The sequence below is a fragment of the Protofrankia sp. Cas3 genome (genome assembly GCF_963555955.1).
Taxonomy (GTDB): Bacteria; Actinomycetota; Actinomycetes; order Frankiales; family Frankiaceae; genus Protofrankia.
In genome coordinates, this window is sequence record NZ_CAUVXP010000061.1 from 1 (window position 1) to 24147 (window position 24147).

A 24147-nucleotide genomic window follows, 5' to 3' on the forward strand; every position below is an offset into this window, starting at 1 on the left:
GGCCGGAGTAGTACTCGTCGCGTCGCGGTTCGATCCACGCCGAGATGTCGAGTAGGGGGGCATCGAGCAGGTCCCATTCGGCCAGCAACAGGACGACGAGAAGTCTGCCGACCCGGCCGTTGCCGTCGAGGAACGGGTGGATCGCCTCGAACTGGTAGTGCGCACACGCAATCGTGACCAGTGGTGGCAGATCGTGGTCGGCGTGCAGGTATTTCTCGAACGCGTCCAGGCACTCCCACAGTCGCTCGGGTGGCGGCGGAACGTAGGTCGCGGTATCGAGGGTGCACCCGGGCGCTCCGATCCAGTTCTGGCTTCGCCGAACATCGCCCGGAGTGGCGTAGTTGCCGCGGACGCCGCCCAGCAGGATGGCGTGCGCTTCCCGGAGCAACGACACGCTCAGCGGGAGCCGACGATTCGGATCAAGAGCGTGTTCGACTGCCGTCACATAGTTGAACACCTCCCGGACGTCATTGCCGTCGTCGTGGGTTGGTTGGTCGGCCTCGAACAGGACCAGATCCGACACGGACGCCTGTGTTCCCTCGATCCGGCTGGACAGCACGGCTTCCCGGCGGACGAGCGCGCGGGCCAGCAGGCGTGGATTGGACAACGTGCGACCAGCGCCGGCAAGTTCGCCGAGGGCACGGTCGGCCTCCGAGAGCAGGCCGACCAGGGACCGGTCGAAGTCGAGCGCCGGTGGCAGCGGCGGTGGGATGAAGGCGAGGTAGTCGCGCTCGGCCCGCACGACGTAGCGCGACTGCTCGGGAGCGAAGGAGTCACGCCGCACTGATACCCACCCACCGTTCCGATGTCCTTGTGATACCTACAGGGCTGTTTGGTATCACAAGCTAGCGCCAGTGGTAGGTAGGTATCACAACGCCGAGCCGTGGGCAGGGCAGCCTTGCGTGCGTGGTGTCCTGTGCGTCCGTGCTGCCCTGGACGCGTGTGGTGCCCGGTGGTGCAAGGCTGGGACGCGTGCGAGGCATGCCGGCACGCCGGGCCAGGCCACCGGACGTTCCGCTGGAGCCGGGGGAGTTCACCGAGGTCGTGCTGAGGGGGAGGCTGACTGACCCGTCAGGTCCCGGTGCGCTCACCGCCAGGGCTGAACGCTTTATCGGACACCGGCTGGGGGCGTCCCGCTGGATCCTGCTCACCACCCGGCGGTTGCTGGTCGTCGCGCCGTTCCCACGGGCGGGTGACTACTTCGACGTGGCGTTCGACCGACGAACGGTCGCGGCGTCCCAGGGGCGCAAGCGCGGTGACCTGATCACCGTTGATCTGATGACCCCGGCCGGTCGGCAGGTGCTGCGGGTGCCGGCAAGCCTGCGCGGCGAGGTCTCCCGCCTCATCCGGGCCTTACGCCGCCCCGGTAGGCCGCTCTGACCAGGCCCGATGGCGATCTGACTTCGTGATCAGTGGGCAGTTGGCCGCAGGGTACGTGGTGAACTGGACGCTAGGCACGTGGTGAACTGGCCGCTGGGTGCGTGGGCGGTTGGCCGCCGGTTGGACGGGCGGTTTGGCCGGTCCCGACGAGGTCGGACGGGGTGACGCCGGGCGCGTGGGCATATCCGCTCGGTCATCGTTTCTCCGGCCGGTAAGGTCGGTCGGGTCAGGCACGCCCTGAAGGCGCGGGCGAAGGCTGAGGGAAGCGGGACGGACGGGTCGATGAAAACGGCGATGCGGTCACACCTGTGCGGTGCGCTGCGTACAGAGCACATCGGTGAGACGGTCACGGTGTGCGGCTGGGTAGCCCACCGTCGCCAGCACGGCCAGTCGTTGATGTTCGTCGACCTGCGCGATCACTCCGGCCAGGTGCAGTGCGTCGTGGACGGGTCCGTCGACGCCCGGTCGGAGTACGTCCTGAGCGTCACCGGCACGGTGGTGGCCCGGCCTGAGGGGACGGTCAACCCGGGCCTGGGTACCGGTGAGGTCGAGCTGCGTGACTGCACGGTGACCGTGCTCGCCGCGGCTACGCCGCCGCCGTTCCCGATCGACGACCGGGCCGATTCGGTCGACGAGTCGACCCGCCTCACCTACCGCTATCTCGACCTGCGCCGCGAGCGGATGCAGCGCAACCTGCGGATCCGCTCGGCGGTGCTGGCCGCGCTGCGCTCCACCCTGGTGCCCCGGGACTTCGTCGAGGTCGAGACGCCGCTGCTGATGCCGTCCACGCCGGAGGGCGCCCGGGAGTTCGTGGTCCCGTCCCGGCAGGCGCCGGGCAGCTTCTACGCGCTGCCGCAGTCTCCGCAGCTGTTCAAGCAACTGCTGATGGTCGGCGGCACCGACCGTTACTTCCAGTTCGCCCGGTGCCTGCGCGACGAGGATCTACGGGCCGACCGGCAGTACGAGTTCACCCAGCTCGACGTCGAGATGAGCTTTGTCGACCAGGACGACGTGCTGGAGGTGATCTCGGCCGCGGTGCTGGCCGCCACCGAGACGGTCACCGGCGTCGCGCAGCCGCCGATGGAGCGGATCACCTGGCACGACGCCATGGACCGGTTCGGGGTGGACAAACCCGACCTGCGCTTTGGCATGGAGCTCGTCGAACTGACCGGGATCTTCACGGCGAGCGGCTTCCAGGCGTTCGCCGGGGCGCCCGCGGTGAAGGGCATCTGCGTCCCCGGTGGCTCGGCCACCCACAACCGCAAGGCGTTGGACGCCCTGACCGACCGGGCCAAGAAGCTCGGCGCGAAGGGCCTGGTGTGGATGCGGGTCGGCGCGGACAGCACGCTGGAGTCCCCGGTGGCGAAGTTCCTGTCCGCTGCCGAGCTCGCCGGGATCGTGAAGGCGACCGGCGGTGAGACCGGCGACCTCCTCCTGCTGGTCGCCGACGAGTGGGCGACCGTGTGCGAGGTGCTCGGTCAGCTCCGCAACGACCTCGGGCGCCCGGCTGCCGGGGAGGGCGGCTTCCGCTACGTCTGGGTCGTCGACTTCCCGCTGTTCGTGGGGATCGACGCGCAGACCGGACGGCCCAAGCCCGGGCACCACCCGTTCACCCGGCCGCATCCCGATGACGTCGACAGGATGGAGACCGAGCCGCTGGCGGTCCGCAGCCGTGCCTACGACCTGGTGCTCAACGGCTGGGAGCTGGGTTCGGGTTCGATCCGAATCCACGAGCCCGACCTGCAACAGCGGGTCTTCGCAGCGCTTGGGATCTCAGCGGCCGAGGCCGACCGTCGGTTCGGTTTCTTCCTGACGCCGTTCTCCTACGGCGCGCCGCCGCACGGTGGCTTCGCCGTCGGCATCGACCGGCTTGTGGCGATCCTGGCCGGCGAGGACAACATCCGTGAGGTCATCGCGTTTCCCAAGACCCAGTCCGGGCTTGACCCGATGACCGGCGCGCCCACCGAGATCGAGCCGCGCCAGCTGCGTGAGCTGGGCATCCGGGTGCTGCCCTCCGCCTAGCCGTCGAAGCCGGGCCAGGATCCTGCACACGATTCATGGCGAAAGCCTCCGGTTGACCGTGGCGCGACCTACCGTTACCTGGTTGGCGCGTCCCGTTCCAGCGTCCCTGCGGTACTCGTGATCACGGGTTGTCGTGATCACGCTGCCCCCGGCTTGCCGGGAAGCCCTGGGAGTCGGGCGTTGCGCGTTATCCCGCGGGTATGACCGACGAATCCGTCTCCAGCAACGGTGCTGGCTGGTTCGGACACGGCGGGCAGAGCGGTTCGCGGGTCGGATGCAGCAGTCGTACGCAGCAGGAGGCCAGGGAATGCAGATACCGTTCTCGTCGTCGCCGACGTCCAGTCTCGGCATCGAGTGGGAGCTGGCGCTGGTCGATCGTGGTACCCGCCACCTTCGTGGGGCGGCGACGGCCATCCTCGAGGAGTACCACAATAAGATCGGCCGGGACGCCGAGCCACGGGCCAAGCACGAGCTGTTCGAGTCGACCATCGAGGTCGTCACAGGTGTCTGCGACACCGTGACCGAGGCCAAAAAGGATCTTTTGGCAACCGTGGATCTCCTGGCGGATCTTGCCGAGCCGCGGGGGCTCGCGCTGATGTGCAGCGGGACCCATCCACTGACCCGCTATGACACGCAGCAGATCAGCCCGGACCCCCGCTATGCCTCGCTCATGGACCGGATGCAGTGGATCGCCCGGCGTCTTCTGATCTTCGGCGTGCACGTGCATGTCGGGGTCCGCTCGCGCGAAAAGGCGATCCCCATCGTGAACGCCCTCGCCGGCTACATCCCACACTTCCTCGCGCTGTCGGCATCCTCCCCGTTCTGGCTGGGTCTGGACACGGGTCTGGCCTCGGCGCGGTCGAAGTTGTTCGAGAGCCTGCCGACCGCGGGCCTGCCGTACCTGCTTGCCGACTGGGGGCAGTTCGAACAGCTCATGGCGACGCTGGTGTCCTCCGGTACCGCCGAAACCATTCGTGAGCTGTGGTGGGACATCCGCCCGCATCCGAACTTCGGCACGGTGGAGCTACGTATCTGCGACGGGTTGCCGACACTGTTGGAGGTCGGGGCGGTCGCCGCGCTGACGCAGTGTCTGGTCGACCGGATGGACACCCAGCTCGACCGGGGCTACACGTTACCGACACCACACCGATGGGTCGTCCAGGAGAACAAGTGGCGGGCAGCCCGCTACGGTCTTGCCGCCGAGATCGTCGTGGATGACCGTGGCGCGACACGCAGTATCCGCGATGAGATTGTTGATCTTGTAGACGATCTTCTGCCGGTGGCGCGCAGGCTGGCATGTACTGACGAACTGGCTGACGTCCTGCACATTCTGGATGTCGGCTCGAGCAGCGAGCGGCAGCGGATGGCGGCGCGGCGGGCTGATGGGGATCTGGTGGCCGTGGTGGATACCCTGCTTCAGGAGATGGAGTTTCGTCGGCCCGTACGGTGAATCCGGGCCGACGGTGGTGGAGAGGTGGGGTCAGGCCTTTGCTGTACGCGGATATCCGCCCTGATCAGGTCATCCGGGCGGGCGCACGACGTGAGCGTGGACAGCGGGCACAGGCTGGACGGCCGACATGATGGCGAACGCCCCCGAGGCGGTCGCCAGCTGGCTGAACCAGCATGAAAGCGAGCTCGTCGCGTTCAGACGTGATCTTCATTCTCATCCGGAACTGGGCAGGCAGGAACACCGGACGACCCGTGCCATCGCGGCCCGCCTGTCGGCCGCCGGCCTGGCGCCGCATCCGTTGCCGGCCGGGACGGGCCTGTGGTGTGACATCGGCCCGATCGGCCGGGACACGACGGCTGTGACGGCTACTACGGCTAAGACGGCCACGACGTCCTCCGGCGCTGCGGGGACGGGCACCGCATCTGATCGGCCGGACGTCCCGATGGTCATGGTACGTGCCGACATCGACGCGCTGCCCGTGCTGGACGTGAAGGACGTCCCCTACGGCTCGACCGTTCCCGGCGTCTGCCATGCCTGCGGCCACGACGTCCACACGGCCGTCGTGCTCGGGGTGGGGCTGGCGCTCGCCGAATTCGCCCGGGCCAATCCGCTGGCGGGAACCGTCCGGCTCGTGTTCCAACCGGCCGAGGAGACCATGCCGGGCGGTGCGTTGGACGTGATCGACGCCGGCGTACTCAAGTCGGTGTCCACCGTCATGGCCGTGCACTGTGACCCGTCCCTGGACGTCGGGACGATCGGGCTGCGCGCCGGCCCCATCACCTCGGCGGCCGACTCGGTCAGGGTCACCCTCAGCGGCCCCGGCGGCCACACGTCCCGTCCGCAGAACACCGTTGATCTGATCTACGCGTTGTCCAGGCTGGCGGTGGAACTACCCGCGGCGCTGTCCCGCCTGGTGGACCCACGCTCGTCGCTGTCGCTGGTGTGGGGGCACGTCGAGGCGGGCACCGTGGCCAACGCGATTCCGCGGGCGGGCAGCATCGCCGGGACGGTCCGTACGCTGTCCCGGGATACCTGGGAGGACGTGCCGGCGCTCGTGCGACGGCTCGCCGAGCAGATCGTCGCCCCCTACGGGGCGGATCTCGCCCTCGAGTACCGGCGTGGGGTACCACCGGTGGTGAACAGCATCGAGACCATCGAGCTGTTCCGGACGGCCGTGCATCGCGTCCTTGCGCCCGGCGCGGAGATGTCGGTGACGCAGTCCCTCGGCGGCGAGGACTTCGCCTGGTATCTGGACCACGTACCCGGCGCGCTTGCCCGCCTCGGTACCCGCATACCTGAGGGACCCACCTACGACCTGCACCAGGGCAGCTTCGACGTGGATGAGGCGGCGATCGGAATCGGCGTGCGGTTCCTTGCCGCGTCCGCGCTGCAGGCACTGGAGCGGGCCGCCGCGTCGTTCTGACGTACCTGTCGTACCTGTCGTACCCGTCGTTGCGGCACAGCCCGCAACACCCCCCGGGGTTGGGTTGACCATCATGGTCAACCCAACCCCGGGACGGGCCGGGTTATCTGGACGTCTGGACCTCGGTCTCGCGGCGGGACCGCGGCTGCGGAACACCCGGGCCGTCATGGGTGTGGGATTCCTGCACCCGCAGCAGCTTCGCGGTCCAGTCCGGCAGGTACCAGTTCCAGTCGCCGAACAGCGACACCAACGCCGGCACCAGCAGCATCCGCACGACGGTGGCGTCGAGCAGGATGCCGAAGCCGAGCGCCGTCGCGAACAGTTTGATGTCGGTCTGCGGTCCGCTCGACAGCGACAGGAACGACAGGAACAGGATCAGCGCGGCCGAGGTGACAAGCCGCCCGGTACGGCCGACTCCTTCGATGACGGCGCCGTCGGTGTCACCATTGGCGTCGTATTCCTCCCGGATGCGGGCGAGGATGAACACCTCGTAGTCCATCGACAGGCCGAACAGGAACGCGAAGACCATCAGAGGTAGCCAGAAGGTGATCGAGCCGGTGCCATGAATGCCATAGATCTGCTCGGAGCCGTACCCGCGCTGCCAGAACAGCACGACGGCGCCGAAGGTCGCCCCCAGCGATACGAGGTTGAACAACACCGCCTTGAGCGGCAGCAGGAGTGAGCGGAAGGCGCGCACCAGCAGTATGTAGGTGATCAGGACAATCAGGCCGAGCGCCAGCGGGAACGCCCCGTAGACAGCATGGATGTAGTCCAGCTGCAGTGCGCCGATCCCGGTCAGACCGATGAACCCGGGCACGTTGTCCAGGGCGGACCGCATCCGCCGGATCGGGTCGGTGCTGCTGCCGCCCGCGGTCTCGTTGTTCGGCACGGCAAGGACGATCGAGGTGCCGGCCCGGTTCGACGCGGGACCGGTCGGGGCCGTCGCGGTGGCCACGCCGTCCACCGCGCGCACGCGTCGCACCACCTCGCCGGCCGCCGGTGCGTCGACCAGAATCTCGGCCGGGGTGAGGATGCCTTTCGGCGCACCGCCGTCCTCAAGGACTTTCAGCGCCTCGTAGGCCGGCCCTGTCTTCGTCAGCGACGAGGACTGCGCCGTGCCGATCTGGATCCCGAAGAACGGAATGATCAGAGCGGTGAGGATGGCTGCACCGGCACCTGCGGCGATCCAGCGGTGGCGCACGACCAGCGATGCCCACCTGGTCCAGAACCGGCTCGCGGTGTTCTCGTGCCGGATCCGCGGCCAGTCGACCCGCGGGCCGATGCCCCCGAGCAGAGCGGGCAGCAGCGTGGTGGTGACCGCCACACTGACCACCGGGATGAGCATTCCGCCGTAGCCGACGGAGCGCAGGAAGGGTACCGGGATGACGACCAGCGCGACCAGGCCGATCGCGACGGTGAGGCCGCTGAACAGCACGGCGTGGCCCGCCGACGCCATCGAGGCCACGATCGCGTCGTGGTTCTCCCGGCCGTGGGCCCGTTCCTCGCGCCACCGGGTGACGATCAGCAACGAGTAGTCGATGGCGACACCGAGGCCGATCAGGGAGACGAGGAACTGCACCAGGAACGACACATCCGCGAAGACGGTCAGTCCGAGCAGGATCAGGAAGGTCGACATGATCGACACCGCCGCGACGAGCAGCGGCACCAGCGCGAGCATGGAGGCGAAGACGAACGCGAGGATCGCCAGGGCGCCGACACCGGCGAGCAGGGTTTCGACCAGTACCCCCGGCCCGCCGTCGCCGCCGCCGCCGTTGGCCGCGAGTTCGTCCATGCCGGTGACGGTCCCGGTCAGCGATGCCGGCGTGTGTGCGGCGATTGACGTCTTCAGGTCGTCAAGGGTCGCGGATGCGAAGCTGGTCTGCGGTGGGTAGAAGACGTAGGCGAACTGGGCCCGCCCGTCGGCGGTGGTGAAGACGTTGTCGCCCGTGGCGGCCTTCCCGACGACCCGCACGCCATGCACGTCGTGTTCGACCGCGGCGAAGGTGTCCGTCGCCTGCTGGTCGTCGACCTTGTCGCCGGGTTTCGCGGCCAACACCAGGATGATCGGCGCTCCCTGACCCTGGGTGTGGTAGGTCGCGAGTATCTTCTGGGAGGTCTCGAAGCCGGGCTGGCCGGGTAGGGAGAAGTCGAAGGTCAGGCGTTTGGTGGTGGTGCCGGCTGTGGCGCCGCCGACAACGAACGCAACGATCCAGAAAAGGATCACAAGACGACGGTGCCGGAGGCACCAGCGTGCGAGCGCCGGCATCGGCGTCTCCCCACTCGTTAAGATGATCTGTGCTTGCGCATGTTGACGTCGGTAACAGTACCACCAGTGATTGTGAAGCCAGTAATGGTTTGTCCGATGAGTGATCGAAAGGCGGCGCATGGTGATGGAATCGGATGCCCCCTGCGGGAGCAGGTATTCTATGCGTTTGCCCGGTTCGGTCCCGCCTGGGTGCGTTACGTAAAGACTACTGTTGGCTTCGGTGGTGTGAGTCCGGCTGGCGTGCGGCTACTGTCGGCTCTGCGACACCATCCGCATCCGCCTATCATGCGCGATCTTGTCGAGGATCTCGGAACGACGGCCCGGGCCGTCACCGGGCTCGTGGACACCCTCGAGCACGAAGGTCTGGTACGCCGTGCCCGGCATCCGAACGACCGCCGGGCGACGCTCATCACCCTGACGAGCAAGGGTGAACGGGTCGTGGACAGGCTCGGTCGTGAACACATCGAACGGGCTTCGACGCTGTTCGACGCACTGTCCGCGCAGGACCAGGCCGACCTCGTGCGCATCCTCGGGTTGTTGGGCGACGAGCTGGCCGCCCGTGGGCAGGCCGTCGGGCACCAGGAGCCGCTTGGACACCAGGAGCCGGCCATGCGCGCCGCGCCGATCGACCACCCGTAGGCGGCTGCGCAAGCGCCCTGCCTAGGCGGTCGGGCGGCTGCGCAGGTAGGCGACGTAGTCGGCCGGGGCGCCGGCCCGCTCCGCCGCGTCAGCCATGATCGACACGTACCGTTTGGACGGCAGGCCGCCTTCGTAGGCGTCCAGCACGTACGTCCAGGCCAACGCCTCGCCGTCCAGCGTGGACACCCGGACGCGGATGCGGGTGTAGAGGCCCGCGTCGGCGCCTTCCCACACGTCGAGCTGTCGCAGGTCACGCCGGTCGATGTCGTAGAGCATCACGTAGACCCGGGATCCGGGGGACTCGACGATCGAGGCGAGCGCGCCCTCCCAACCGACGTCCTCGCCGCCGAAGGTGAGTCTCCAGCCGTGTATCCAGCCGGTCCCGATGACCGGAGCGCGCGGCGCGCGCTCCTTCATCTGAGCCGGATCGAGGTTGCTGCCGTAGGCGGCGTACATGGTCATGGCGTGCGTCTTCCGCAGGCTCTTTCGTCGCGACCGTCACCGTTCGTGCGACGGCATATTTCAAGAATCTCCACTGGCGCCTACCGTACCCACCTTCCGCCCGACTGCGGTGACGGGCCGGGCCGGTCCAGGCCGGCGGGGCTGACGCGCCAGCCCAGCGGGCCACCTTTCCCCGATTGTACGAAAGTCGCTCCGGATCCCAGCGGTGCGGCGCGCGGCGGGAGGCAAGATAGCTGGAGGGCCGAAGGCGGCGCGATGCTGTTCCTCGTGCGCCGCCGGAGGCCGCAGTCCCCAGGTCGCTGGCCGAAGGCGGCGCGATGCTGTTCCTCGCGCGCCGCCGGAGGCCGCAGTCCCCGGCTAACTGGAGAGCAGCTCGCCCACGGAAGGGAGCGCGTACGTGCCGCGAATCGTCATCCTCGGAGGAGGCCCCGGAGGGTATGAGGCGGCGCTTGTCGGTGCCGAGCTCGGGGCATTTGTCACGCTCATCGATTCGGATGGGACGGGGGGTGCCTGTGTTCTCACTGACTGTGTTCCGTCCAAAACGTTGATCGCCACATCGGCGGCGATGACCGCACTGGCCGCGGCGCCCTCGCTCGGTGTTCGGCTACGTGACGGGGGTTTCGTGCTGCCCGAAGCGGGCTGGGATGCCCGCGCGACACCCGGCCCCGGGCTTCCCGCCGGCGTCAGCGTTGACATTGAGCGGGTCTATGCCCGGGTGCGTGGGCTGGCGCAGGCGCAGTCCCGGGACATCGAGACCCGGCTGGAGAAGGAGGCCGTCCGGGTCGTGCACGCCCACGGGCGGCTGGTCGGTCCGCATGCCGTCGAGATCGATTCCGGCGAGGCCTTCTTCGGTGACATCGTGCTGATCGCCACCGGCGCGTCGCCGAGGATCCTGCCGGCGGCGACACCCGATGGTGAGAGGATTCTCACCTGGCGCCATCTCTACGACCTCGACAGGCTGCCCGAGCATCTGATCGTGGTCGGGTCCGGTGTCACCGGCGCCGAGTTCGCCAGCGCCTACCGGGCGCTCGGGGCGCAGGTGACGCTTGTCTCCTCCCGTGACCGGGTACTGCCCGGTGAGGATCCCGACGCGGCCCGGGTGCTGGAGGATGTCTTCCAGCGCAGGGGCGTCACCGTGCTGGGCCGGTCCCGGGCAACGGCGGCCCGCCGGGTCACCGGCGGGGTAGAAGTGGATCTCGACGACGGCAGGATCATCAGCGGCAGCCACGTCCTGATGGCGGTCGGATCGGTACCGCGAACCTCCGACATCGGCCTGACCGATGTCGGGATTCGACGCAGCGCCACCGGTCACATCGAGGTCGACCGGATGTCGAGAACGTCGGTGCCCGGCGTGTACGCCGCCGGTGACTGCACCGGTGTACTGCCGCTGGCGTCCGTCGCCGCCATGCAGGGCAGGATCGCGATGTGGCACGCGCTCGGTGAGGCGGTCACCCCACTGCGGTTGGGCACCGTGTCGTCGAACATCTTCACCGAACCGGAGATCGCGACCGTTGGCATCTCCCAGCGGATGATCGAATCAGGCGCGGTTGCTGCTCACACCACGGTCCTCCCGCTCGCCCGGAACCCGCGCGCGAAGATGGAGGCCGTCACTGACGGCTTTGTCAAACTGTTCTGCCGGCCCGGTAGCGGCAGCATCCTGGGCGGGGTCATCGTGGCGCCGCGGGCATCAGAACTGATCTTTCCGGTGTCGCTGGCGGTCGCCAATGGTCTGACCGTCGACCAGGTCGCCCACACGTTTGCGATCTATCCCTCGGTTTCCGGTTCCCTGTCCGAAGCCGCACGGATCGCCATCCCCCGGGACCTGTTCGCGGGGTTTTGATCGATGGCCTCGTCCTCCTCGGGCGGGACAACCGGTGGAAAGCCGTGCTGGACGAGGCGTCGGTTGCGGAAGTGACCGGCAGTGGCGAATCCGAGCCCCACCGCCGCGGCCAGCAGGAAGATCGAAATGGTGAGCCGGACGTCCAGCCGCCCGGGCAACAGTGCGAACACGATCGCGAACGGCACCATGAGCAGCGGCAGGCGGGAAGCCTGCCGGACCCGCCACCGCGGACTCGTCAGATCGTGCGACACCCATGACGAGTACTGCGGTGGCAGCGTCCCACCCACCAGGTAGTACACCCGACCGGTCAGGGGCGGATGCGGCTCCCGGACGGGCTGCGGGCTGGCGGGCGTTGGGCTGGCGGGCGTTGGGCTGGCGGGCGTTGGGCTGGCGGGCGCAGCCGGGTTCAGGTGGTCTGAGGACAGAGCCCTCTTGCTACCAGCGTCCATGGGGCCAGCCTACGAACAGATTCCTTCTAGTCCTTGATCTCACACAGGACGGCGCCGCTGGAGACGACGCCGCCGACGGTTGCGGCGAGCCCGGTCACGGTACCCGCCCGATGCGCGGTGATCGGCTGCTCCATCTTCATCGCTTCCAGGACGACGACGAGGTCGCCGGGCTCGACCGTGTCGCCGTCACTGACTGCGATCTTGACGATGGTGCCCTGCATGGGGCTGGTCAGCGCGTTGCCGGTGACGGCGCGCGCGGCTTTCGAGCCGGAGCGTCGCCGGGGCGGGGCGGTGCGACCGGCCGCCGGGCCGGCCGCGGCTCCAAAGCCCGCGGGTAGGACGACCTCAAGGCGTCGGCCGCCGACCTCGACCACCACCGACTCCCGTTCCGCCGGCCCGGTGTCGGCATCCACCCCGCCGGTGAAGACCGGGATGGTGTTGTCGAACTCGGTCTCGATCCAGCGGTTGTGTATGCGGAACGGCTCGGTCGCGTCGGCCGGTGCGAACGCCGGGTCCCGTACGACGGCGCGATGGAACGGCAGCACCGTGGCCATGCCGTCGACGACCATCTCGTCCAGCGCGCGGCGGGCGCGCTCCAGCGCTTCGGTTCGGGTCGCGCCGGTGACGATCAGCTTGGCGAGCAGCGAGTCAAAGGCGCCGCCGATGACGGCGCCGGACTCGATGCCGGCGTCGACCCGCACGCCCGGGCCGGTGGGCGCGATAAACCGGGTGACCGTGCCCGGGGCCGGCAGGAAGTTACGTCCCGGATCCTCGCCGTTGATACGGAACTCGATCGAGTGCCCTCGCGGAGTCGGGTCCGCCGGGTCGAGCGCTTCGCCTTCGGCGATGCGGAACTGCGCACGGACGAGGTCGACGCCGCTGGTCTCCTCGGTGACCGGATGCTCGACCTGCAGCCGGGTGTTGACCTCAAGGAAGCTGATCATGCCGTCCCGGGCGACGAGGAACTCGACCGTGCCCGCACCGACGTAGCCGGCCTCCCTGCAGATGGCCCGGGATGCCTCATAGAGTGAGGTGTGCTGTTCCTCGGTGAGGAACGGAGCCGGGGCCTCTTCGACGAGTTTCTGGTAGCGGCGCTGCAACGAACAGTCCCGGGTGCCGACCACGACGACGGTGCCGTGGTTGTCAGCGAGGATCTGGGTCTCGACATGGCGTGGCTGGTCCAGGTAGCGCTCGACGAAGCACTCGCCCCGGCCGAAGGCGGCGGTGGCCTCCCGCACCGCGCTTTCGAAGAGCTCGGGTAGGTCGTCGGCATTCCACGCGACCTTGAGCCCGCGCCCGCCGCCACCGAAAGCAGCCTTGATGGCGACCGGCAGGCCGTACTGATCCGCGAACGCCACGACCTCCGCGACGCCGGCGACCGGGTCGGCCGTGCCGGGCGCGAGCGGCGCACCCACGGCCAGGGCGATGTGGCGGGCGGCGGTCTTGTCGCCCAGGCGCCGGATGGCCTCGGGCGGTGGGCCGATCCAGGTCAGGCCCGCGGCGACGACCGCCTCGGCGAAGTCTGCGTTTTCCGAGAGGAACCCGTACCCGGGGTGGACGGCGTCGGCGCCACTCACCCGAGCGATGTCGAGAATCTTGTCTATCCGTAGATAGGAGTCGCCCGGTGTGCTGCCCGAGAGGGCGTACGCTTCGTCGGCAATTCGGACGTGGAGCGCATCGATATCGGGTTCGGCGTACACCGCGACACTTGCGTATCCGGCGTCCCGGCACGCGCGGATGACCCGGACAGCGATCTCTCCCCGGTTGGCGATGAGGATCTTACGCACGTTTCTCCCGTCCTCGTTCAGGGTGGCTGAGTTTAGGGCGCCCGGCAATAGGGACGCGGCGTCGCGGGGACCTGGGCAGCTGTTGCCGGCGGCGGGCGTTCAGCGAGGGTTCTCAGCCGCGGACCGTGGGTTACCAGTCGGCTCGGGTGCGGACACCCTGCGTGAAACCGGTTTGCCGCCACGTGTTCGGGCCGGAATGCACGTTCTGGCGGAACGTCGCGGCCCGGTCGGTCCAACCCGACGGCGCCGCCGACTCGGGCGGTGGCACCGCTGCCCGCAGGCGGACCACCGCGACCAACGCGGCAATCTCCTCGGCGGATGCGTTCGCCGGCACAAGCCGCAGATATGGACGGGTCGGGCCGTCGCCGCTGTTGTCCACCTGACGCTTGCTGTCCACCTGACGCTCCCTTCATGAACGTGCGAGCTGCACCTGGCGGCCCAAAGGCGATGCGATCGTGGTTCTTCTCGCATCGCCGGAGGCCGAAATCCCCGGGTCGCCAGCGGGCCAACGGGCGCACGACGATCGTCAGATCGCGCGCCCGCAGGCCGCAGTCCCCGGGGCACTAAGAGCGACCGGCAATAGGGGACGCGGCGTCGCGGCGTCGCGGGGCTCGGGCACGCACCTCGCGTCATCGCTCCCCGTCCATCGCTGCGCGATGCACGGGTACCCCGGCTCCGTCGGTCGACACCCGACACCAGGGTGCCTCCCTCCTCCGCCTCGCGATGCACGCACCCCAGCCCCGCTCCTTGATCCACGCCCCTACTGCCGGGCACTCTAAAGCGGAATGTTTCCGTGCTTCTTGGGCGGGAGCGACTCCCGCTTGGTCCGCAGCAGCCGCAGGGCCCGGATCACTTCGCGGCGGGTGACCGACGGGGTGATCACCGCATCCACATACCCGCGTTCGGCGGCGATGTAGGGCGTGGCGAAGTGCTCGGTGTAGTCCGCGATCAGTTCCGCGCGGCGGCTTTCCGGGTCGGCGGCGGACGCGAGCTCCCGACGGTAAATGATGTTCACAGCGCCCTGGGCGCCCATCACCGCGATTTCCGCGGTCGGCCAGGCCAGGTTGATGTCGGCCCGCAGGTGCTTCGACCCCATGACGTCGTATGCACCCCCATAGGCCTTGCGGGTGATGATAGTCACCTTCGGGACCGTGGCCTCGGCGTAGGCATAGATGAGCTTCGCGCCCCGACGGATGATTCCGTTCCACTCCTGCGAGGTACCGGGCAGGAAGCCGGGAACATCGACCAGGGTGATTATCGGAATGTTGAACGCGTCGCACGTCCGGACGAAGCGTGCCGCCTTCTCACTGGCATCGATGTCGAGGGTGCCGGCGAAATGCATCGGCTGGTTGGCGACGACGCCCACCGAACGCCCGTCGACCCGTCCGAAGCCGCAGATCATGTTCTGCGCGAACTGGGCGTGGACCTCGAGGAAGTCGCCCTCGTCGAGCACGTATTCGATCACCGTGTGCATGTCGTACGGGGTGTTGGGCGAGTCCGGGATGAACACGTCCAGCTCGGCGGTGACCTCCGCCTGGACATCGGTCACCTCGGCGAAGCCGGGCGGGTCGGTCATGTTGTTCGACGGCAGGAACGCCAGCAGTGCCTTGGCGGTTTCCAGGCAGTCGAGCTCATCCGCGGCCTGGAAGTGGGCGACACCGCTGCGGGAGTTGTGGGTGTGTGCGCCGCCCAGCTCCTCCATGCCGACGTCCTCGCCGGTCACGGTCTTGATGACGTCCGGGCCGGTGATGAACATGTGGCTGGTTTTGTCGACCATCAGCGTGAAGTCGGTGATGGCGGGGGAGTAGACGGCACCGCCGGCACACGGACCCATGATCAGTGAGAGCTGCGGAACGACGCCCGATGCCATCACGTTGCGATAGAAGATCTCGCCGTAGAGCCCGAGCGAGACCACGCCCTCCTGGATGCGCGCGCCACCCGAGTCGTTGATGCCCACCATCGGGCAACCGGTCTTGAGCGCCAGGTCCATGACTTTCACGATTTTCTCGCCGAAGACCTCGCCCAGGCTGCCGCCGAAAACGGTGAAGTCCTGGCTGAACACACACACCTGGCGGCCGTCCACAGTGCCGTAGCCCGTTACCACCCCGTCACCGTAGGGACGGTTCTGCTCGAGTCCGAAGTCATGCGCGCGGTGTCGGGCGAACGCGTCGGTCTCGACGAACGACCCGGGGTCGAGGAATGCCTCGATTCGCTCACGGGCTGTCATCTTGCCCTTGGCGTGCTGGGCGTCGACGGCCCGCTGGGAACCGGCGTGTACCGCGTCGTCGTTGACCCGCTTCAACTCGGCGATCTTGCCGGTGGCTGTCAGAAGATCGGGTACCGAACCCTGCGCGGGGTTCTCAGCGGGAACAGGAAGTACCATGCCGGGCAGCGTACGGCGGGTACGGCCCCACGTGCTCGATTCGCGCGCGGAGGGCACAAACCCGCGCCCGCGCGCGACGCGTCGGCGTCCCAGCCCGCCAACCTGAGGTCAGCGAACCCGAGGCCAGTCAACCCGAGGCTCGCCACCATAACGCTCCGGTAACACGTTCGTCGGTGGCACCCTGGCTGACATGCGGACATCGAAAACACAGCCACGGCGGCTGCCACTGGACGCCGGCCTGCTGGCGGCGGCTCTCGCCGACGACGGCCTGGACGTACAGGTAGTCGGGGAGACCGGCTCGACCAACGCCGATCTGGTGGCGGCCGCGAAAGCCGGCGCCGGTGAAGGACGGGTGCTCGTCGCCGAGCTGCAGTGGGCGGGGCGGGGGCGCCTGGAGCGGTCCTGGGTTTCACCGGCGGGCGCCGGGCTCACGTTTTCGGTGCTGCTGCGGCCAACCGTGCCGGCCGGAGCGCTCGGCTGGCTGCCGTTGGTAACCGGCGCCTCGCTGGTTGCCACGCTGCGCCGGTTGGCGGGCATCCCGGCCGTTCTCAAGTGGCCCAACGACGTCCTGGTGGAAGGCGCCAAGCTGGCGGGAATCCTTGCCGAGGCTGTTCCCTGCCAGCCCGCAACGGCGGCAGTGATCGTCGGGGTCGGCCTGAACGTCGAGACGGATGTCGATGAGCTGCCCCCGGGAGCAACCAGCGTGGCGCTCTGCCAGCGGCGGGGGTCACGCCCGGCCGTGGGCCGGGGGGAACTGCTGATCGAGCTGCTGCGGGACGTCGCCGTCACATACCGGGCCTGGCTGGCCGAGCCGGGCCGCGCCGTCGACGCCTACCGCTCGGTGTGTGCGACGCTCGGCCGGGCGGTGCGGGTCGAGCTGCCCGACGGCGCCGTCGTTGTGGGCACCGCCACCGACGTGGACGTTCACGGCCGCCTTGTCGTGGACGGCCGGGCTTTCGCCGCTGCGGACGTTGTTCACCTGCGCTGACGCCGAGCCGGTCGACCCTCGGGCCCGCCCGGTGCGGCGATGGTGAGACGATCGGCCGTGTGGGATTTCCAGAGAGCATTCTCACCAGTGACGAAGAGGTTGTCCTACACCTCCATCCACACTGGATCAGGCTGGTCGCGCCGGTCAGCGCGTTTGTCGTCGTTCTCGGCCTGACCCTGTTCGGTGTACTGGCGATACCGGCGGGCTCGTTCCAGCACCCGGCGCAGTGGGTCCTCATCACGGCTGCGGCGGCCCTGCTCCTTTTCACCAGCCTGCGGCCGTGGTTGCGGTGGATCACGACACGTTATGTGGTGACGACGGAGCGCGTTGTCATCCGGACGGGAATTCTTTCCCGCACCGGCCGGGACATCCCGCTCCAGCGGCTCAACGATGTCTCGTTCCACCATTCGTTCGTCGAGCGCCTCCTGGGATCCGGCACACTGACCATCGAAAGCGCCGGCGAACGGGGTCAGGTGGTACTGGCGAACCTGCCCCGGGTCGAAGAGGTGCATACAACCCTCTACCGGCTGGTCGAGGACATCGAGGTCCGGCGCCGAGGGCCTGCCGGCGCCGATGCTGACGCCGACGGCTATGGCCGCTAGACAGCAGGGCCGGTTAGACAGCAGGGCCGGTAGACAGCAGGGCCGGTAGGTGGCCGGGTCAGGCCAGCGGGTCGAACCGCTTCCACCACTGGTAGAGGGATGCGGCGTCGGTGTCCGCGGCGGCGAAGCTGACCAGGTCCGAGTCGTAGCTCCAGAACATCACAAACTGCCCACTGTGGTAGTAGCACAGGAGCGCGCCGACATCGACGCTGGAATTGCTGCCCACCTGCCAGGTTCCGACGCTGGAACGGCCGTTCTCGCAGGTGCCCTCGTCGTTGATCTGACCGGACCGGTAGTCGACGTCGTTGCGCAGGGATCTCGCGGTGTAGTAATGGAACGCGATGACGGTTGTGCCGTTGCTCGCCGCGCACTTCAGCGACGCGTCGACGTCGGAGTCCTCGCCATCCGGATTCGCCTTGCAGTCGGTCATTTCGGCGGGATCGAGCACTGCCGACAGCCTGCGTTGGGCCACGGTCAGCCCGGCGGCGGAACCGCTGGCCGATGGTGATGCGGATGCGGATGCGGATGCGGATGGTGATGCCGACGAGGTGGGCCGCGACGTGTCGGCCGGTCCGGTCGGGATCGCCGGCAGGGTCCGGCCTGCGGTCGGGCTGGGGTTGGGTTTGTCCGAACGTGTCATGGTAAATGCGATCACCGGGATGCTGACGGCGAGGGCCAGGAGCGCGACGATCACTCCGACCGTGGCGGTGGGTCGCCGGCGCGACGGCCGCCGCTGCGGCGGTCCGCCTGGGTAACCGTCTGGCGGCGGGTACGCGCCTGGCGGTGGGTACGCGCCTGGCGGCGGGTACGGACCCGAGGGCGGCTGTTCGCCGAACGGGTAGCCCGCGGTCGGCGGGTACTGATCCCGGGGTGCGGACGGGTTGGGGCCAGCGGCCATGCCGGCGGCGGACGCCGGCAGGACGCGGGTGGCGTGGAGGGCCGGTTCCGGTCTCACACCGGGTCCCGCGGTCGCGGTGGTCGCGGTCAGCAGGGCGCCCAGCGCTATCGCGGCCTGGGGGTCGTCGGCGGGCCGGGGCCGGACGCCAGTCATCTCCGCCAACAGCGCCGAAATCCGTGGGATGCGGGTCGAACCGCCGACAAGAAAGATCGCGGTGAGCTCGCCGGGTCGGACCCCCGCGTTCTGCGCTGTGCGGAGCAACTCCGTCACGCTCGCGCGTAGGTCACCTTCGATCGACGCTTCCAGGTCCGCCCGGGTGACCTCGATGTCACCGATGGATTCGCCTACCGCGACAGTGCAGACGGTGGTTGTCGACAGCGCTTCCTTGGCCGCCACAACCTGCTGGCGCAGTTGGTGGTGGCGCTGGCGCGTGGATGGACTCAGGTCGGCCCACAGCGCGTCCCATCCATGTGAGTCAACTGTGCGTGCCCGTTCTGCCACTCGACGGAGGAGGATGTCGTCGATGTTCTCGCCACCAAAGGCGGGATTGCCGCCGGGTTCCCCGCGGATTTCGAATCCGTTGGGTGTCGCGGTGAGAATCGTCGTCGCGAGGGTCGTGGCGCCCAGGTCGTACACGGCAACGGCCGTGCCCGCGCGGATGCTGGCCGGATCGGCATGCCAGCGTGCCGCCGCGATCGGTTCCGGGAGCAGCACGATGTCGGTGAGCCCCGCCCTGGCAGCGGCCGCCCGGAGTTTGTCGATCTCCGTTGACGCCCAGCGGACCGGCGCGGTGAGGACAACCTGGCCCGGCGGTGGGCCCGGAGCATGGCGGGTCGCCTCGTGCAGAACCTGGCGCAGGACGGCGGCGATCAGTTCGATCGTGGGGATGGTCATTCCGGCGAGCTGGACCTGATCGGTCGTCTCCAGCGCCCGTAATGGATGGCGCTGGGCGCGGTCGGGATGCGCGGCCGCGACCTCCACGGCTGCGGTACCGGTTAACAGCCGCCCGTCATTACTCAAGGTGACCACTGCTGGCATTGGCCCGTCCGGCCCGAGTCGCAGGGATACCCCGCGGCCGTCGATGTCGACGCAGGCGGACGTGCAGCCTGTGCCGAGGTCGACCGCGAGTGTCAGGCCGGTTGCCACATTTCCCCCGCATTGTCGGACGTTCTCGAGCCTGCGGCCATTATCGCGTGGCTGGAAAAACCGTCCCGATCCGGTGCTCGCGGTGCTCCGGGATCAGGTCGTCGGCTGTTCCGCCAGTGCCAGGGGAACTGCGGCCTGCGGGCGCGTGATCTGATGATCGTCGCACGCCCGTTGGCCCGCTTGGCCGTGGACGGCATAGGGAATGATCAGATCGTCGACGATCTGTTCCATGAACGCGGCGTCCACGACTTCACCGGACAGCAGAATCCGTTGCAGGACGAGTGCCGGTCCGAGCTCGATGAGCATCGCGTGGTCGGCACCGGCGCCGATCTCCCCGCGGGCGATACCACGGTGCACGATGACATCGGCCGCGGCTTTGCGTTGGGCGAGTAGCCCATTACGCAGAGCGTCCCGCAGTTCGGAATTGCGGGGCATTTCCGACACCAGCTCGGCCATGATTCTGCCGCGATCATCGCCGATGGCATCCCGGTACGAGGAGAGGAACGCCAGCATGTCCGTGCGGAACGAGCCGGTGTCGGGAACGGGTACGGACTGCTCGGCCATTGTCGTGATCGCGTCCATGACCAGGGCGACCTTGGAAGGCCAACGGCGGTAGATCGTGGCTTTGCCGGCTTTCGCCCGGGTGGCCACCCTGTCCATGGTGACCCCGTCGTAGCCCACCTCGGCGAGTAGCTGGAGGGTGGCACGACGGATTGCGCCGTCCCGTGACTCATCCCGCGGACGACCCCCGGGACGGGCGTCAAGCGTAGGCCGCACCACGGCGTCCCCCTGTGACCTAGGCTTCCTGAGGCCCCGGGCAGCGCAAATCATGATCACGCTGCCTTCCGCCAACCGGTCTCAACCGAACGCGTGTCATCCGGTGACCGTCGACGCGTTCCGTCTGCCGTCCCAAGCCGCGACGCCGACGAGAAGGAAACGTGCGGGCTCGTCCGAGAGCGTAGCGCATCCCAGGCTGACGGGAACCAATCAGGATCGGAACGGCGGTTCCTGTTTCGATCCTGATTGGTTACCTCGGCTTGGTCCTTGGTCCTTGGTCCTTGGTCCTTGGTCCTTGGACCTTGGACCTAGGACCTAGGACCTAGGACCTAGGACCTAGGCGCGGCCGGCCGGCTCGGGGACGCTGTGCCGACGCTGCGCATCGGCTGCGGCGTGCAGCAGCGCTTTCGGGTCGTCGGGGTGCAGGAACACCCACCGCTTGTATGCCCAGAATCGGAAGATGGTGCCGAGCCCGGTGCCGACCACGTTTGCGGCCAGGTTGAGCTCAAGCACGCCGTGCAGGTTCAGCACATGGCTGGCAAACCCGACGCATCCCAGGGCGATTGCCAGGCCGATGGCGTTGAAGATGACGAAAAGGGTGTATTCACGTCGTAGGCCCGTCCTGGCCCGGTGCGTGAACGACCAGTGCCGGTTGCCGACGTAGGCGCAGGTCGCGGCCACGATGGTGGACACGGTTTTCGCGCTGATCGGGTCCATGCCGACAAGCCCATGGCACAGGTTGAAGACGAGGACGTCAATGGCGTAGCAGGCGAGGCCGATCACGCCGAACTTCGCCATCTCGTGGTCGAGTACCGGCCAACGTGACTGCTTCGCGCTGGCCGCCACCGGTGCCACGCTCACTCCGGATGTTGTTGACCGATTTGTATCACCGGCTGAGCCTACAGACGGTTTCCACCGACTCATCCGCCACCCCCCTGGTTACGTGGGGCCGCCGGCCGTGCGAGCACATCCATGATCGCGTGACCGTCGGCCTGTCAAGTCCTTGGCGCCGCCGGTGACCGGAAAGATCACAATGAGGTCACCCTTGGCTGGATTGGTTCCCGATCAGTGGCCCTCGAGAGCCTCGGTCCCCTTTCCGATGCTTCGCGGGACAACGGAAGCCCGGCGTACGAGCGGACCCCGCGCCGTGCACGAAACGGTAGTCCGGGCGGCGATCTCACAGGCACGGGCCGGCTGCGGACGGGTGTACCGACAGTCGTAGCCGGGCGAGAACGCCCGACCCGCGATCGTCGGATCGTCCGCAGGGCCGATCCCCTGCGGCAAGTATGCCCCCTGCTTCGTTTGGTGACTCGATCGCGGGTCCGGTTGGCGCGACGTGGGTTCTGATCCGCGGTGGTCCGTACTGGTGGCGAAAACGGCGTGGTCGCGTCATCCTTGTTTCGGCCGGCTGTGGTGACGGCCCGCCACGCGGTGTCCCGGAGCGTTCCCAACCGGGTCGCGGCGGGGCGGCGTGCCGCACCGGTGGGTTCCCGGCGACGCTGCCGTGCACGAACGGACGAACGTGGTTCTGTTGTGTCCACCGCGCCGATGGAGGTTGCACCACCATGACCATGGTCGACAGCCGAGGCTCAGTGCGGGTCGACGGCGCATGCACGGCCGCCGGCGCACGCACCACTACCACCACCGCTCACCTGGGTCCCGTCGGTCACTCGCGCACCGCCACGGATTCGATGGTGGAGCGTGCCGGGGCCTTCGCGGCCGCACGCCAGGCCGATGGCGCGCCGATGCGGGCGCGCCCGGCCAGGCCCGCGACCGGTGTCGCAGTCCTGGCCTGCATGGACGCTCGCCTGGACGTTCATGCGCTGCTGGGTCTCGCTGAGGGCGACGCGCATGTCCTGCGAAACGCCGGCGGCGTGGTCACCGACGACGTGATCCGTTCGCTGGCGGTCAGCCAGCACGAGCTCGGCACAACGGAGATCATCCTGTTGCATCACACCCAGTGCGGGATGATGACCATCACCGACGATGGATTTCGGGACAAGCTGTTCGAACACGCGGGGTTCCGCCCGGCCTGGCCCGTCCACACGTTCGCCAATCTTGAGGCGAGCGTCCGGGCGTCCATCTCGCGACTTCGCTCCGATCCCTTCCTCGTCACCTCGGGGTCGGTTCGCGGTTTCATCTACGACGTGGCGAGCGGCACCCTGCACGAAGTCGTCGAGTGATCATTCTGGGGCCGCCGGCCCGGTCAGGCGGGCCGGCCCAAGGCGTGGTAGGCCCAGCCGGCCGCGCGCCACGCGGCCGGGTCCAGGGCGTTACGGCCATCGATGATGATCGCGCCGGCGACCACCTGGGTGAGCATGGCGGGGTCGAGTTCACGGAACTCGCTCCACTCGGTGAGGTGCAGCAGGATGTCGGCACCGACCGCGGCGTGGACGGCGTTGTTCGCGTAGGTCAGCTGGGGGTGAGCGACGCGGCAGTTGGGGATCGCCGCCGGGTCATAGACGGTTACCGTGGCGCCGGCGCGGTGTAGGGCGCCCGCGACGTCGAGGGCCGGCGAGTCGCGGATGTCGTCGGAGCTGGGTTTGAACGCCGCCCCGAGAACGGCGATCTTCTTGTTGGCGACCGTCCCGCCCAGTAGCCGGGTGGTCAGGCTCACGGTTCTGGTGCGTCGACGCGAGTTGATGGCGTCGACCTCCGCGAGGAAGCCGAGCGCCCGGCCGACACCGAGCTCGTCCGCGCGGGCCTGGAACGCACGGATGTCCTTGGGTAGGCAGCCCCCACCGAAGCCGAGACCGGCGTGCAGGAACTGCCCGCCGATGCGACTGTCGTAGGACAGCGCGGTGGACAGGTCGGTGACGTCCCCACCGGTGATCTCGCAGATCTCCGCCATTGCGTTGATAAAAGAGATCTTGGTTGCGAGGAACGCGTTCGAGGCGAGCTTGACCAGTTCAGCAGTGGGATAGTCGGCAACGACAACCGGCACACCTGCGTTGATGAGGGCGGCGTAGACGCGGCGCAGGACCGCCTCGGCAACCCGTGCCCTGGCCGGGTCGGGTGGCAGACCGAAGACCAGGCGGTCGGGCCGCAGGGTGTCGTCAATAGTGAAGCCTTCGCGCAGGAACTCCGGGTTCCACGCCAGCTCCACGGCGGGGGCCTCGGCGTCGAGCCGTCCCGCCAGTCGCATGGCCGTGCCGACGGGCACGGTGGATTTTCCGACGATGAGCGCCCCCGGCCGGATCCCAGCTCTGAGCAGCCCGGTGAGGGCGGCGTCGACATGGCGCATGTCGGCCGCATTCTCCCCGGGAAGTTGTGGAGTCCCTACACAGATGAAGTGGACGTCCGCGGTGGCGGCGGCGTCCGTCACGGACGTGGTGAAACGCAGGCGGTGAGCCTCCAGGTTCTTGCGCAGGAGCTCCTCCAGCCCCGGTTCGAAGAACGGCGTCTCGCCGGCGGCGAGACGTCTGATCCTGACCGGGTCCACATCGACGCCGACCACGTCGAATCCCAGTTCCGCCATGCAGACCGCATGGGTCGCGCCCAGGTAGCCGGTACCGATGACGCTCAGACGAAGATCGCTCGAGACCGCCATTTACGCACCCCAGCCCCGTTTCTTCATCCACGCCCCTCGTGCCGGTCGTTCTTATACCCGGTGTTCGGGCGTCGCGAACGGGAAC

At 68.3% G+C, this 24147-nt stretch carries 20 protein-coding genes; 9 read left to right on the plus strand and 11 right to left on the minus strand.

The window, feature by feature from the left end:
* On the minus strand, positions 1–784 hold a 784-nt coding region (locus tag U9983_RS13370; RefSeq protein WP_322754336.1), incomplete at its 3' end, for a Fic family protein.
* A gap of 197 nt (positions 785–981) precedes the next feature.
* Between U9983_RS13370 and U9983_RS13375 the strand changes: the two genes are divergently transcribed.
* The 4 genes from U9983_RS13375 to U9983_RS13390 all read left to right on the plus strand — a co-directional run bounded on the left by U9983_RS13375 (position 982) and on the right by U9983_RS13390 (position 6275).
* Positions 982–1380, plus strand: coding sequence for a hypothetical protein (locus U9983_RS13375; RefSeq protein WP_322754355.1), 399 nt, complete (start codon positions 982–984; stop codon positions 1378–1380).
* A 282-nt stretch (positions 1381–1662) separates the two neighbouring features.
* On the plus strand, positions 1663–3402 hold the full coding sequence (gene aspS, locus U9983_RS13380; RefSeq protein ID WP_322754337.1) for an aspartate--tRNA ligase: 1740 nt from the start codon (positions 1663–1665) through the stop codon (positions 3400–3402).
* 307 nt (positions 3403–3709) lie between these two features.
* A complete protein-coding gene (locus U9983_RS13385) occupies positions 3710–4852 on the plus strand; it encodes a glutamate--cysteine ligase (protein ID WP_322754338.1) in 1143 nt (380 codons plus the stop codon).
* Positions 4853–4979: 127 nt separating this feature from the next.
* Entirely contained in the window at positions 4980–6275 is a 1296-nt protein-coding gene (locus U9983_RS13390; RefSeq protein WP_322754339.1) for an amidohydrolase, read from the plus strand.
* A gap of 103 nt (positions 6276–6378) precedes the next feature.
* On the opposite strand, the gene U9983_RS13395 is transcribed toward U9983_RS13390, so the two are convergent.
* On the minus strand, positions 6379–8541 hold the full coding sequence (locus U9983_RS13395) for an MMPL family transporter (RefSeq protein ID WP_322754340.1): 2163 nt from the start codon (positions 8539–8541) through the stop codon (positions 6379–6381).
* A 96-nt stretch (positions 8542–8637) separates the two neighbouring features.
* Between U9983_RS13395 and U9983_RS13400 the strand changes: the two genes are divergently transcribed.
* Positions 8638–9180 carry a MarR family transcriptional regulator gene (locus U9983_RS13400; RefSeq protein ID WP_322754341.1) on the plus strand — a complete coding sequence of 181 codons (543 nt, stop codon included), beginning with the start codon at positions 8638–8640 and terminating at the stop codon, positions 9178–9180.
* A 21-nt stretch (positions 9181–9201) separates the two neighbouring features.
* Here U9983_RS13400 and U9983_RS13405 read toward each other — a convergent pair whose 3' ends face one another.
* Positions 9202–9642: a gamma-glutamylcyclotransferase gene (locus U9983_RS13405; RefSeq protein WP_322751767.1), complete on the minus strand. Its 441-nt coding sequence runs from the start codon at positions 9640–9642 to the stop codon at positions 9202–9204.
* Between the two features lie 397 nt (positions 9643–10039).
* Here U9983_RS13405 and U9983_RS13410 point away from each other — a divergent pair, with 397 nt between their 5' ends.
* Positions 10040–11482: an NAD(P)H-quinone dehydrogenase gene (locus U9983_RS13410; protein WP_322754342.1), complete on the plus strand. Its 1443-nt coding sequence runs from the start codon at positions 10040–10042 to the stop codon at positions 11480–11482.
* Here U9983_RS13410 and U9983_RS13415 read toward each other — a convergent pair.
* From U9983_RS13415 to U9983_RS13430, 4 genes are all read right to left on the minus strand, one after another.
* On the minus strand, positions 11407–11931 hold the full coding sequence (locus tag U9983_RS13415; protein WP_322754343.1) for a DUF5313 family protein: 525 nt from the start codon (positions 11929–11931) through the stop codon (positions 11407–11409). The two genes, U9983_RS13410 and U9983_RS13415, sit on opposite strands and share 76 nt — an antisense overlap.
* A gap of 26 nt (positions 11932–11957) precedes the next feature.
* Complete coding sequence (locus tag U9983_RS13420; RefSeq protein ID WP_322754344.1) at positions 11958–13718, minus strand: acetyl/propionyl/methylcrotonyl-CoA carboxylase subunit alpha; 1761 nt, start codon at positions 13716–13718, stop codon at positions 11958–11960.
* A gap of 130 nt (positions 13719–13848) precedes the next feature.
* Entirely contained in the window at positions 13849–14115 is a 267-nt protein-coding gene (locus U9983_RS13425; RefSeq protein ID WP_322754345.1) for an acyl-CoA carboxylase subunit epsilon, read from the minus strand.
* A 378-nt stretch (positions 14116–14493) separates the two neighbouring features.
* Complete coding sequence (locus U9983_RS13430; RefSeq protein WP_322754346.1) at positions 14494–16101, minus strand: acyl-CoA carboxylase subunit beta; 1608 nt, start codon at positions 16099–16101, stop codon at positions 14494–14496.
* Positions 16102–16291: 190 nt separating this feature from the next.
* Here U9983_RS13430 and U9983_RS13435 point away from each other — a divergent pair, with 190 nt between their 5' ends.
* Together U9983_RS13435 and U9983_RS13440 are read left to right on the plus strand one after the other, a co-directional pair.
* The gene (locus U9983_RS13435; RefSeq protein ID WP_322754347.1) at positions 16292–17089 is read left to right on the plus strand and encodes a biotin--[acetyl-CoA-carboxylase] ligase; all 798 of its coding nucleotides are present in this window, start codon (positions 16292–16294) and stop codon (positions 17087–17089) included.
* 59 nt (positions 17090–17148) lie between these two features.
* Positions 17149–17691, plus strand: coding sequence for a PH domain-containing protein (locus U9983_RS13440; RefSeq protein WP_322747604.1), 543 nt, complete (start codon positions 17149–17151; stop codon positions 17689–17691).
* 58 nt (positions 17692–17749) lie between these two features.
* Here the strand turns inward: U9983_RS13440 and U9983_RS13445 are convergent, their stop codons facing one another.
* The 3 genes from U9983_RS13445 to U9983_RS13455 all read right to left on the minus strand — a co-directional run bounded on the left by U9983_RS13445 (position 17750) and on the right by U9983_RS13455 (position 21310).
* Positions 17750–19735, minus strand: a complete 1986-nt coding sequence (locus tag U9983_RS13445; protein ID WP_322754348.1) for an Hsp70 family protein — start codon at positions 19733–19735, stop codon at positions 17750–17752.
* Between the two features lie 93 nt (positions 19736–19828).
* On the minus strand, positions 19829–20512 hold the full coding sequence (locus U9983_RS13450) for a TetR/AcrR family transcriptional regulator (protein WP_322754349.1): 684 nt from the start codon (positions 20510–20512) through the stop codon (positions 19829–19831).
* A gap of 336 nt (positions 20513–20848) precedes the next feature.
* Positions 20849–21310, minus strand: coding sequence for a GtrA family protein (locus U9983_RS13455; RefSeq protein ID WP_322747611.1), 462 nt, complete (start codon positions 21308–21310; stop codon positions 20849–20851).
* A 767-nt stretch (positions 21311–22077) separates the two neighbouring features.
* Between U9983_RS13455 and U9983_RS13460 the strand changes: the two genes are divergently transcribed.
* The gene (locus tag U9983_RS13460; protein WP_416211387.1) at positions 22078–22695 is read left to right on the plus strand and encodes a beta-class carbonic anhydrase; all 618 of its coding nucleotides are present in this window, start codon (positions 22078–22080) and stop codon (positions 22693–22695) included.
* A 23-nt stretch (positions 22696–22718) separates the two neighbouring features.
* On the opposite strand, the gene U9983_RS13465 is transcribed toward U9983_RS13460, so the two are convergent.
* Complete coding sequence (locus U9983_RS13465; RefSeq protein WP_322754350.1) at positions 22719–24062, minus strand: UDP-glucose/GDP-mannose dehydrogenase family protein; 1344 nt, start codon at positions 24060–24062, stop codon at positions 22719–22721.
* Between the last annotated feature and the right edge of the window lie 85 nt (positions 24063–24147).